The organism is Micromonospora phytophila (genome assembly GCF_023656545.1).
GTDB lineage: Bacteria > Actinomycetota > Actinomycetes > Mycobacteriales > Micromonosporaceae > Micromonospora > Micromonospora phytophila.
Map to the genome: position 1 here is coordinate 1 of NZ_JAMOKF010000170.1, position 11,507 is coordinate 11,507.

An 11,507-nucleotide genomic window follows, 5' to 3' on the forward strand; every position below is an offset into this window, starting at 1 on the left:
CTCCCCGAGCCACATCTTGCGGTACGCCACCCGGGCGCCCCCGCCGTCCACGGCGAGCGTGGCGATGTGCTCACCGGCCACCGGCGCACCCGCCAACGCCAGCGTTCCCGTCGCCGCGCACGCCGCCACCAGCGCCGCCAGCCGCGGATCGTCGACGTCGACCGCGGGCGCGTCCAGCTCGTACCCGGTCAGGGAGAGCTCCGGGAACACCACCACCCGGGCGGCCGCCGCGCGGACCGCGTCGGCGTGCCGGGCCGCGTTCGCGGCGGCGTCGTACGCCACGCACGGCGGCTGGGCCACGGCGATGCTCAGCGGCGTACGCACGGCTGCTGCTCCCTTGTCTCGCGCAGGCCAGCAGCATAGGCGGCGACCCGGTGGCTTCCCGCGCCTCAGGCCGTGCGGTCCGCCCCGGCGGGATCGAAGGGCCGACCGCGTGCTGGGCTCTCAGGATCGGTTCGTAGCGTGTGCGTCATGATTCGTACCGCGCACGCCCTGCTCGCCGCCGGCACCCCCACCGGTGAGGCCGCGCCACCCCAGGACGGCCTGGTCGGCTACATCACCGGCCTGGTCGAACGGCTCGGCGGTCCCGGCGCGGGTCTGGCCGTGGCCCTGGAGAACCTCTTTCCGCCGATCCCCAGCGAGGTGATCCTGCCGCTCGCCGGTTTCGTCGCCGGGCAGGGGCGGATGAGCGTGGTCGGCGCGATCTTCTGGACCACCCTCGGGTCGCTGGTCGGCGCCCTCGCGCTCTACTGGATCGGGGCGGCGCTGGGCCGGGAGCGGATGCGGGCCATCGTCGAGCGACTGCCCCTGGTCAAGCTCAGCGACGTCGACCGGACCGAGGAGTGGTTCCTGAAGCACGGGGTCAAGGCGGTCTTCTTCGGCCGCATGATCCCGATCTTCCGCAGCCTGATCTCCATCCCGGCCGGCGTGGAGCGCATGCCCGTCCGGACCTTCGTGGTCTACACGACGCTGGGCAGCCTGATCTGGAACACCACCTTCGTGATGGCCGGCTACCTGCTCGGCGACAACTGGCACCTCGTCGAGGGGTACGTGGGCGTGCTCCAGAACGTCGTCATCGTCGCCTGCGTGGCGGGTCTCGGCTGGTTCGTGGTCTCCCGCGTCATCCGGGCCCGGCGGCTCGCCGCGGAGCCCGTCGAACAGGCCCCGCCCGTCCCGCAGGCCCACCGCACCCCCGACCCGACCGGGCGGGGCACCATCTACCGCAGCGCGTGGTCCGACGGCTGGCAGGCCGACCGGGACCGCGACGGGGCGCGCTGAGAGTTGCTCGTGGGTACTCCGTCCTTTGCGCGTCGGAACGGCCCCAATCCGTCGTCCGGTGCGGTTGGGTGCATGACGCGTCGGGTGTCCGAGTCGGACCTCTCATGATCAGTTGATGGGAAACTGTCAAGAAAGTGCCCTTCGCGACGGTTTTCCATCAACTGATCATGGCTTGGGCTTGGGCCGATCGGTGCGGTTGCCTAGTCTGTGGCCTGGTGTCCGGTTCTTCGGTGTGGTCGGGGGCACCGTGGGCGCGGAATGGCGGCCGGCCGGTCGTCGTTACATCACCTGGACGATCGAGCAAGGCGCACTGCTTCAGATGGTGTGGCCGGGCCCCGGATTCGCGGAATGACGGTGGCCGGCCGGTGGTTACATCCCCCGGACGATCGAGCAAGGGCCCGCTGGTCAGCCGGTATGGGCCGAGGGCCGAACCCCGGAATGACGATGGCTCGCCGGTCGTTACACATGGTCCGGCCCCGCGAAGGGCATCCCCCGCCCCGCGAGCGCGCCGGTTCTGAGATTGACTTTCCCTTGTTTTTGAGCGCCGGACGGTGCTTGCGCCCTGCTGACCCCCATCGGTTGGGCGCCAACCCCCGAAGGAGCAACTTCTGATGAACACGATCATGCGTAAGAGCGTTCTGGGTATCGCTGGTCTGGCCTTCGCCGGTGGTGTGTTCGCCGGCCCGGCCACCGCTCACGCCGCTCCGGCGGTCGAGTCGAAGCCGCTCGCGGTCGCCGTGCAGGCCGACAAGGCCGACGCCGGCAAGCTGATTCCGCACGGTGTGCAGGGCAAGCAGTCGCGCATCGACCTGGACGACGAGCAGACCGGCAACGTCAAGGCGATCATCGCCGCGACGAAGAAGGCGGACATGGACGAGCGGGCCGCCGTGGTCGCGATCGCCACCGCCCTGCAGGAGTCGAAGCTGGAGAACCTGGGCCACCTGGGTGAGCGCAACGACCACGACTCGCAGGGCCTGTTCCAGCAGCGCCCGTCCTCGGGTTGGGGCACGGTGGAGCAGATCACCGACCCCGAGTACTCCACGATGGCGTTCCTCAAGGGCCTCAAGCAGGTCGACGGCTGGAAGAACATGCCGCTGACCGAGGCCGCCCAGACCGTGCAGGTGTCGGCGTACCCCGACCACTACGCGCAGTGGGAGAAGCAGGCCGCCGACCTCGTCACCAAGCACTGGAACAACAGCTGACCAGCCGAATAATCGACAAGGGCTCCCTCCCCACCCGGGGTGGGGGCCCTTTCGGCATTTGCCCAACCCGGGACCGCACCCGCAAGCAATATGTCCGCTATGAAGGTAAAGGCCGGTATAGCCCTTTTCGCTGTTCTGGCGCTCGCCGCCTGCGATGCGCCGGAGCGGCAGGCCAGTCAGCCCGCAGCGCCGACCACCGGGCGGGCGACCCCGACCGCCGCGCCCTCGCCCAGGACGGAGCTGACCGTCGTGGCCGCCGGTGACCTGTTGGTCCATCCGCCGCTCACCGAGCAGGCCGCGGCCGACGCACGGCGGAGCGGACGGGGCGGCCACGACTTCACGCAGGTGCTCGCGGCGGTCCGTGACCGGGTCAGCGCCGCTGACCTCGCCATCTGCCACATGGAGACTCCGCTGGCGGAACCCACCGGCCCGTTCACCGGATGGCCGGCCTTCAGCGTGCCGCCGCAGCTCGCCGACGCCGCCGCCTGGGCGGGCTTCGACACCTGCTCCACCGCCTCCAACCACTCGCTGGACACCGGGGTGGCGGGCATCGCCCGTACGCTCGACAACCTGGACCGGGTCGGACTCCACCACACCGGCACGGCCCGCAGCGCCGCGGAGGCCGCCCGACCGAACATCCTCGACGTGGTGGGCGTGAAGGTCGGCCAGCTGTCGTACAGCCTGAGCTTCAACGACATCGAGTTGCCCGACGGCCGGCCGTGGGCCGCCAACCGGATCGACCCGGACGCCATCCTCGCCGAGGCGCGGCGGGCCCGCGCGGCCGGAGCGGAGATCGTCATCCTCTCCCTGCACTGGGGCACCGAATACCAGAACGAGCCGAACGGTGACCAGCACGACCTCGCCCGGCAACTGCTGGCCTCACCTGACATCGACCTGATCGTCGGCCACCACGCCCACGTGGTGCAGCCCTTCGAGAAGATCGGCACGAAGTGGGTCGCCTACGGGATGGGCAACCTGACGACCCGGTTCGGCGACGACTCGCCGGAGAACACGCAGGACGCGGTGGTCCCGGAGTTCACGTTCCGCCGTACCGCGTCGGGGCGGTGGGAGGTGGCCGACGTGACGGTGCTGCCGACGTGGATGGAGTACCGGCCGGCGGCCCGGGTGATCGACCTCGTCACCGCCTCCACGGATCCGCGGCTGCCCACCTGGCGGCGGGCCGACTACGCCCGGATCCACAAGCGGATCATGGGCTACGTGGACATGCGGGGAGCACTCGCGGCGGGGCTGCGCCCGCCGCACTGACGCATCCCCCCGCCCGGGCGGCCGCCGTCCGATCCGCCACGGATGCGCGGATCGGACGGCAGCACTGATGTCGGCGGGTCGGTCGCTCAGCAGGCGGGGTAGAGGCGGCGGGTGCCGAGGCCGGCGGCGTACGCGGCCCGGTCGCTGAACCGGCAGCCGTAGCCCGGCGCGGCCACCGCCGCCGGGTCGGTCACCGGGTCACCGGCGGGACGGTTGTCGGTGCGTACCCAGGACACCAGGTCGTCCCAGGCGGCGCCGGCTTCCGCCGGGGTGAACTCGCAGTGCTGCGCGGCCCGGATGGCCCGCTGGACGACCAGCCGGCTGCGGCCGTGCTTCGCCACGTCCCGGGCGTACGCCTGCTCCAGGGAGAAGGGTACGAACAGGTCACCCAGGTTGTGCAGGCTGACCACCGGCGCGGTGGGCCGGCCGGCGATGCGCGGCACCTCGGTCAGCGTCGGCGAGATCCGCTGCCACAGGTTCTCCGGGGCGACCCGCTGCACGGTGGTGTTGACGTCGACCGGGCTGTTCGGGCTGTACCGGGTGAGCAGGTTGGTGGCCAGTTGGCCGGGACGTCCGGCGGGGGAGTCGCCGCCGCTGGTGGTGCTGATCGCGAAGAGGAAGTCCTTCCAGATCGCGAAGGACGCCGCGTCGCCGGGACGCGGTCCGCCGGAGCGGTTGATCGTGATGTCGCGCAGCTGCTTGCCGCGCGCGTTGGTGGTGTCCGGCCCGGTCGGGGTGAGGCCGGCCAGGCCGAGGGTCACCTGGATCCGGGGGACCGCGTTGCTCAGGTAGTCCGGCGGTGTCGGGTAGGCCCGCACCCCCGCGAGAGCCTGGGCGACCAGGTTGTAGTCGAGGTAGAAGTCGAGCAGCTGGTGGTCGCCGAGCACGCCGCACATCGGCAGCGCCCCGTCGTAGAAGCCGGGGTACTGCTCCAGCGAGCGGGCGAGAATGTAGCCGCCCATCGACACCCCCGCCGCGTACGTCCGGTGCGGACGCTCGACCAGGCGGGCGAAGTGGTCGGCGAGGTCCTTCGTGCCGAGCACCCCGGAGCGGATGTCGAAGCCGTTGCGGTCGTACGACGAGGACGCCCAGGCGTATCCCTGCTCCAGCAGGCGCTGGCGCAGCCCGAAGCCGGGCGTCTCCGGCGACAGGACGGTGGTCTGACCACGGTAGCCGTGCGCCCACATCACCAGGTCGCCGTTCCACTTCGCCGGCACCTCGATGATGTATCCGGCGTGCCGGTGCACGCCCTGCCGCACGGTGGTCGGCGCGCCGCCCACCACCAGCGGGGTCAGCGGCGGGTTGTTGATGGTGTAGCCGGGCAGCGGCTGCGTACCGTCGGCGTGGCGGTCGTCGGCGGCGGAGGCCGGTACGGCGCCGGCGAGCCCGACCGCGAGGGTCAGGGCCGCGCCGGCGCCGAGCAGGCGGCGGAGGGTACGGGCGGTTGAGGACAGCATCGATGCTCCCCCTCGGACGGTGCCGCCCGGGACGGGGCGGTCAGGCGGGACGGTGCCTACCGGCCGGTAGCGCCCTGAAAACTAGGCGCGCCCTTCCAGCGGTGTCAATGGCTGCCTGACCGCTCGGTCAGACGAGTCCGTGGGCCAGCATCGCCTCCGCCACCCGGCGGAACCCGTTGATGTTCGCCCCGGCCACGTAGTCGCCGGGCAGCCCGTACTCCTCGGCGGTGGCCCAGCAACGGGCGTGGATGTCCCGCATGGTCTCCCGCAGCCGCTGCTCCGACTGGGCGAACGTCCACGAGTCCCGGCTGGCGTTCTGCTGCATCTCCAGGGCGCTGACCGCCACGCCGCCGGCGTTGGCCGCCTTGCCGGGCGCGAACCGCACCCCGGCCCGGCCGAGGATCCGCACCGCCTCCGGCGTGGTCGGCATGTTCGCGCCCTCCACCACCGCCACGCAGCCGCCGGCCACCAGGGCCGCGGCCTCCGCGCCGCCGATCTCGTTCTGCGTCGCGCACGGCAGGGCCAGGTCGCAGGGCACCTCCCAGACCGTACGACCGGGAACCGCCACCGCGTGCGGCACGTGCCGCACGTAGTCGTCCAGCCGCGCCCGGCGCTGCTCCTTCAGCTCCCGCAGCAGCTCCAGGTCGATGCCCTTCTCGTCCAGCAGGTAGCCGCTGGAATCGGAGCAGGCGACCACCGTCCCGCCGAGCTGGTGCACCTTCTCGATCGCGTAGATCGCCACGTTCCCGGAGCCGGAGACCACGACCCGCTTGCCGTCCAGGCTGTCCCCGGTCTGTTTGAGCATCTCCTCGGCGAAGAAGACCGCCCCGTACCCGGTCGCCTCCCGGCGTACCTGCGCACCCCCGTACGCCAGGCCCTTGCCGGTGAGCACCCCCGACTCGTACCGGTTGGTGATCCGCTTGTACTGGCCGAACAGGTAGCCGATCTCCCGGCTGCCCACCCCGATGTCGCCGGCCGGCACGTCGGTCTGCGCGCCGATGTGCCGGTACAGCTCGGTCATGAAGCTCTGGCAGAAGCGCATCACCTCCCGGTCCGAGCGCCCCTTCGGGTCGAAGTCCGCCCCGCCCTTGCCGCCGCCGATCGGCAGCCCGGTCAGCGCGTTCTTGAAGATCTGCTCGAAGCCGAGGAACTTCACGATGCCGAGGTAGACCGACGGGTGGAAGCGCAGCCCACCCTTGAACGGGCCGAGCGCGCTGTTGAACTCCACCCGGAAACCCCGGTTGACCCGCACCCGGCCGTGGTCGTCCTCCCACGGCACCCGGAAGATGACCTGCCGCTCCGGCTCGCAGATCCGCTCGATGATCCGCGCCCGGGCGTACTCGGGGTGGCGGGCCAGGGCCGGTCCGATGCTCTCCAGCACCTCCCGGACCGCCTGGTGGAACTCCGGCTCACCCGGGTTCCGGGTGACCACACTGGCGAACACCGTCTCGACGGTCTCCGGTATCACGGACACGTCCCTTCCGCCTTCGGTGTCGGCCTCGTCGCCGCCACCGGGCCGGCGTCGTACCGCCGACCGTCCCCGGGTACGGACCGTCACCCGTGTCCGGTTCACCGCTGGCGTGGACGAGTCGACCCGGGACGCGGTCCGGGCGGGTCGAATCGGCAGCGGTGTGTCCGGCACCAGGTCCCGCGCGGACGGCGGCGGAAGCGCTGGTGCCGGGACTGATCCGGGGCCGCCCCCGGTACGTACCTCCGGTGGGGACCGTGAAAGGGGCACACGATGGCGGTGTCGGGGCATGACGGGGACCGCCTGGCGGGCCTGGAGGACGGGACCGCCGGGCGGAACGCGCCGCAGGTGGACATCGTCGGCGACGGGTCGGCTGACCCGGAGCGGCCGTCCTGGCCGCACGGCGCGCGGCTGCTGGTCGCCGCGGCGCTCGTGGTGCTGGCCCTCGGGGCCGTCGCCGTGGTCGCGACCCTCTCCGACCCGCACCGGTTGGGTGTCGCCTTCTCCGGCGGTGGGCGCACCGCGGGACCGACGGTCACCGTGGCCGCCGACCCGGGTGGGCTGGGTGCCGCCGCCGCGACGTCGGCGCAGCCGGCCAACGGGCAGGTCCAGACCGCGCCGCTGGCCGGCCGGCGACGCGCCAGCTTCGAACTGGTCGACGGGTTGACCGGATTCGACCTGCGGGTCGACGACCTGGGCGAGGAGCTGTACCGGATCGGTGCCCCCGCCGGCTCCGGTCGGCGGCCGCGACCCGAGGTGCTCGGCGACCGGGTTTTGCTCCGGCTGGAGCCCGGCGACCGACCCGGTCCGGGAACGGTCGAGGTGGTACTCAACGCGCGGGTGACCTGGCGGTTGCGCCTCGCCGGCGGGGTGAGCGAGCAGCGGATCGACCTGACCGGGGCCCGGCTGGCCGGGGTGGAGCTGGTCGGCGGGTCGGCGCGGACCGACCTGCGGCTGCCCCGGGTGACCGGCACGGTGACCGTGCGGCTGACCGGCGGGGTGAACCGCTTCGACCTCCAGGTGCCCGGCAGCCCGCCGGTGCGGGTGCGCGTCGCCGCCGGGGCGGGTGCGGTCGCGATCTACGACCAGCGGTCCGACGGCGTGGCCGCCGGGTCGTTGCTCGGCTCGCCCGGCTGGGACCGCTCCGTGGACCGCGTCTACGTCGACCTCGTGGCGGGGGCCAACACGGTGAACGTCGCCGGAGACTGAGCGGCGGCCGGTGCGTGCCGGCGTACAGTCGGGCGGTGGAGCGTACCGAGAGAATGCCGGCGCAGACCCGACCACCTGGCGTGGCCGCCGTCGATCCCGGCAGCGTCCTGCTGCCCGGCCACGACGTGCCGTTGGGTCGCTACACCACGGTGCGGCGGCTGCTGCCGCAGCGCCAGCGCCGCATGATCGGCGCTTGGTGTTTCGTCGACCACTTCGGCCCGGACGACGTGGCCGAGCGGCCCGGCATGGAGGTGCCGCCGCACCCGCACACCGGCCTGCAGACGGTCACCTGGCTGCTCGACGGGGAGAGCCTGCACCGCGACAGCCTCGGCAACGTGCAGCCGATCCGCCCCGGCCAGCTCAACGTGATGACCTCCGGGCACGGCATCGCCCACTCCGAGCGGTCGCCCGCGCAGCACCCACCGCTGATGCACGGCGTGCAGCTCTGGGTGGCGCTGCCGGACCCGGCGCGGGCCGGCGCGGCCGACTTCGCCCACCACGCCGATCTGCCCCGCTGGCGCGACGGCGAGCTGGACGTCACCCTGCTGGTGGGCGAGTTCGCCGGCGAGCGGTCCCCGGCGGTGGTGCACACCCCGCTGCTGGGCGCGCAACTTGAGGTGCGCGGGCCGGCGCCGGCCACGCTGGCGCTGCGCCCCGATTTCGAGTACGGGATGCTGGTCATGTCCGGCGCCGCCGAGGTCGACGGGGTGCCGCTCGCGCCGGGATCGCTGCTCTGGCTCGGCGCCGGACGGGACCGGCTGGCCCTGCACGGCGACCCCGGCAGCCTGCTGCTGCTGCTCGGTGGGACGCCGTTCGAGGAGCCGCTGGTGATGTGGTGGAACTTCGTCGGCCGCTCGCACGAGGAGGTGGCCGCGGCCCGGGAGGACTGGATGGCGGGGCGCCGCTTCGGCGTCGTCGCCGAGGATCCGGCGCCGCCGCTGCCCGCCCCGGCGCTGCCGAGCACCCGGCTCAAGGCCCGCGACCGCAGCGGCGGCGTGCACGGCTGATTCCCCGGCGGCAGGCGTGGCCGGCGGCGGCACGGGTAGTCGCCGGCATGCCGACCAGTGCCATTTCCAGTGTCGAGGACAAGAAGCGGCTGGTGCGCCGGCTCGCCGGCAGCGGGCGGGGCTTCGCCGAGCAGTACGGCTTTCGGGTCACCAACAACCCGTCGAGCCTGTTCCAGCTGCTCTGCCTCGCCGTGCTGCTGGCCCGCCGGGGTGACTTCCGGCGCGCCCTGGACAGCGCGCACGCCCTGCCCGACAACGGCTGGGACAGCGCCGCCCGGTTGGCCCGCTCGCTGCACGGCGACCGGGTCCGCGTGCTGCGGGACAGCGGCCAGCGCGGCGACGTCGACGCCCTCGCCGACACCCTGGGCGACCTGGCCCGGACCGTGGTCGAGCGGTACCGGGGCGACCTGCGCCGGTTGCGCGCGGTGACGCACCACGACCCGGCCCGGGAGCGGGAGCTGTTGACCGAACTGCCCGGCGTGGACGCCGCGGTGGCCGACCTGTTCCTGCGGGAGGCGCAGGCGCTCTGGCGGGAGGTGGCGCCGGTGGCCGACCGGCGGGCGCTGGTCGCGGCCCGGCGGCTGGGGCTCGGCCGGTCCGCCGACGACCTGGCCGGGCTGGCCGGCAGCGGCGAGTCCGAACGCCTCGCCTGGCTGGTGGGGGCGCTCGCCCGAGTCGACCTGGAGAAGCGGTACGCCGAGCTGACCGGCTGACCGCCCGGTGCGCTGGCCCACACTTTCCCGATAATCAACCGTTCGGATGATGTTGCATCGTATGATGAACGCGGCGCTGATGCCCACCCGGTTCGGGTGTATATCAGCCGCCTGGTGGTCGCGACCCGGTTCGGGCGCGGACAAGCCACCGGACAGGTTCTGCGTGGCGCCCCTGGTCGCGGTTCGTGACCCGGGGCGCCCGCCTGTCCGGCGTCGGTGCTACTGCGCCACGCCGGCGAGGACGTTCACCGTCATGGCGAAGATGAAGGCCCCGAACAGGTACGCCACCATCGAGTGCCGCAGCACCGCCCGGCGCATCTCGTTGCTGGTCAGGTTGGTGTCGGAAACCTGGAAGGTCGCCCCGATGGTGAACGCCAGGTACGCGAAGTCGGTGTAGCAGGGCGGCTCCGCCTGGTTGAAGTTGATGCCGCCGTCGGGCCCCATGTAGTAGATCCGGGCGTACCGGGCGGCGTACACGGTGTGCACCACGAACCAGGACAGCACCACGCTGAGCACGCTCAGCGCGCCGTACATGCCCGGGACCTTCTCCCCGCCGGGTGCGTTGTTGGTCACCACCACGCCGACGGCCAGCAGGCTGGACAGGCAGGCGGCCAGCAGCAGCACGTCACGGACCGCCCGGTTCGGGTCCTCCCGTACCGCCAGGGCGGCCGTGTCGTCCGCGTCCGACCGCCACAACTTGTGCCAGACCAGCACCAGCCAACTCAGGGCGGCCGCGTCCCAGCCGACGAGCGGCGCGAACGCCGGGGAGGCCAGCAACCCGGCGAGCGTACCGGCCACCACGCCGACCAGGCCCATCACGCTGAGCTGGATCGCGGCCGGCGGGTGCCCCATGTCCATGTCCATCTGCATCCGCACGGCTCACCCGCCACCGTGCGGGCGCCGGGTGGCGGGCCGGCCGCCGTCCGGGCCGGTCGTCGTGGGCGCGGTCGGCAAGGCTCAGATGCCGCGCAGGTGCTGCGACACCCGCTGGTGCCTCTCCCGGGCCTGCGCCGCCCGCTGGGCGGGGCCGACCTCCGGGGCCGCCTCGATGTGCGCCGAGCGGGCCACCTCGGTGCCGTTGGCGTAGTCGACCGGCGGCAGGGCCCGCAGCGCGCGCAGCACGTCCGGCGGGGCGCCCTCCCGTTCGGCCTCGCGTACCACGTCGTCCTTCTCGGCCGGGTAGTCCAGGCTCGACAGGTACTGCAGCACGTCGGCGTACGTCGCCATGGTGTCGGCTCCTCAGGGCATCGATCCGGTCACGACCGGCGGCGGTTACCCGCCGGGGTCGCCGTCACGCGCCGCCCGGCGAGGAAATCAGCGCCGTTTCCCGGCCGTGGCCGCGGGTACGCGCAGGTCCCGACGCAGCCCCGAAGGAGTACGCGATGAACTACGACACCTTCGTCGACCAGGTCGCCCAGCGCACCCGGAGCTCATCCGAGCAGGCGGTGGAGCTGACCCGGGCCACGCTGGAGACCCTGGCCGAGCGGTTGACCGGCGGGGAGGTGCTGGACCTGGCGGCGCAGCTGCCCCGGCCGTTGCAGGTGGTGTTGAAACCGAGCCCGCGCACCGAGTCGGCGGAGCGGTTCGGCGCGGCCGAGTTCGTCGCGCGGGTGGCCCTGCGGGCCCGGGTCGAGGAGCCGGTCGCCAGGAACGCCGCCCGGGCGGTCTTCGTCACGCTGCGCGAGGCGATCAGCGGCGGCGAGTTCGACGACGTGGTGGTCCAGTTGCCGCGCGACTTCCGGGACATGGTCGAGCCCGCGATGGCCCCCGGCGCCACCCTGCGCCGCGGCTGACCCGCCCGGCGTGCCTGTTCGGCCTCCCCGGACACTGCGCGCCCGGCGGCAGCCTCGACGACGCGGGGCGACGGCCGGGGGCTTCCGGCCGGCGCAAGCGCGCACGGGGCGGGC

12 protein-coding genes are annotated in these 11,507 nt (G+C 73.0%); 7 read left to right on the top strand and 5 right to left on the bottom strand.

Translation table 11 applies throughout. The features are described 5' to 3' along the window. Positions 1-324: nitrilase-related carbon-nitrogen hydrolase (locus NCC78_RS19375; protein ID WP_284706326.1), on the bottom strand; the 324-nt coding region annotated here is incomplete at its 3' end. A gap of 147 nt (positions 325-471) precedes the next feature. Here NCC78_RS19375 and NCC78_RS19380 point away from each other — a divergent pair. The 3 genes from NCC78_RS19380 (at position 472) to NCC78_RS19390 (ending at position 3,746) form a co-directional block, all read left to right on the top strand. Next, complete coding sequence (locus NCC78_RS19380; RefSeq protein WP_250796084.1) at positions 472-1,278, top strand: DedA family protein; 807 nt, start codon at positions 472-474, stop codon at positions 1,276-1,278. A 611-nt stretch (positions 1,279-1,889) separates the two neighbouring features. Further along, positions 1,890-2,480, top strand: coding sequence for a hypothetical protein (locus NCC78_RS19385; RefSeq protein ID WP_250796086.1), 591 nt, complete (start codon positions 1,890-1,892; stop codon positions 2,478-2,480). Between the two features lie 99 nt (positions 2,481-2,579). After that, positions 2,580-3,746: a CapA family protein gene (locus NCC78_RS19390; protein ID WP_250796087.1), complete on the top strand. Its 1,167-nt coding sequence runs from the start codon at positions 2,580-2,582 to the stop codon at positions 3,744-3,746. Positions 3,747-3,832: 86 nt separating this feature from the next. On the opposite strand, the gene NCC78_RS19395 is transcribed toward NCC78_RS19390, so the two are convergent. Next, entirely contained in the window at positions 3,833-5,203 is a 1,371-nt protein-coding gene (locus tag NCC78_RS19395) for an alpha/beta hydrolase family protein (RefSeq protein ID WP_250796088.1), read from the bottom strand. A 127-nt stretch (positions 5,204-5,330) separates the two neighbouring features. Further along, positions 5,331-6,677 (bottom strand): NADP-specific glutamate dehydrogenase, encoded by a 1,347-nt coding sequence (gdhA, locus tag NCC78_RS19400; RefSeq protein WP_443677204.1) that lies wholly within the window; start codon positions 6,675-6,677, stop codon positions 5,331-5,333. Between the two features lie 267 nt (positions 6,678-6,944). Between gdhA and NCC78_RS19405 the strand changes: the two genes are divergently transcribed. From NCC78_RS19405 to NCC78_RS19415, 3 genes are read left to right on the top strand one after another with little or no spacing between them, the layout of a single operon-like run. After that, a complete protein-coding gene (locus NCC78_RS19405) occupies positions 6,945-7,880 on the top strand; it encodes a hypothetical protein (protein WP_250796089.1) in 936 nt (311 codons plus the stop codon). Positions 7,881-7,915: 35 nt separating this feature from the next. After that, positions 7,916-8,887 (top strand): pirin family protein, encoded by a 972-nt coding sequence (locus NCC78_RS19410; protein ID WP_250796090.1) that lies wholly within the window; start codon positions 7,916-7,918, stop codon positions 8,885-8,887. A 47-nt stretch (positions 8,888-8,934) separates the two neighbouring features. Further along, positions 8,935-9,600, top strand: a complete 666-nt coding sequence (locus NCC78_RS19415; RefSeq protein ID WP_250796091.1) for a hypothetical protein — start codon at positions 8,935-8,937, stop codon at positions 9,598-9,600. Positions 9,601-9,819: 219 nt separating this feature from the next. Here NCC78_RS19415 and NCC78_RS19420 read toward each other — a convergent pair whose 3' ends face one another. After that, a complete protein-coding gene (locus NCC78_RS19420; RefSeq protein WP_250796096.1) occupies positions 9,820-10,470 on the bottom strand; it encodes a DUF1345 domain-containing protein in 651 nt (216 codons plus the stop codon). 87 nt (positions 10,471-10,557) lie between these two features. After that, on the bottom strand, positions 10,558-10,827 hold the full coding sequence (locus NCC78_RS19425; protein WP_250796092.1) for a DUF2795 domain-containing protein: 270 nt from the start codon (positions 10,825-10,827) through the stop codon (positions 10,558-10,560). 155 nt (positions 10,828-10,982) lie between these two features. Here NCC78_RS19425 and NCC78_RS19430 point away from each other — a divergent pair, with 155 nt between their 5' ends. After that, complete coding sequence (locus NCC78_RS19430; RefSeq protein WP_250796094.1) at positions 10,983-11,393, top strand: DUF2267 domain-containing protein; 411 nt, start codon at positions 10,983-10,985, stop codon at positions 11,391-11,393. The last annotated feature ends 114 nt before the right edge of the window (positions 11,394-11,507 follow it).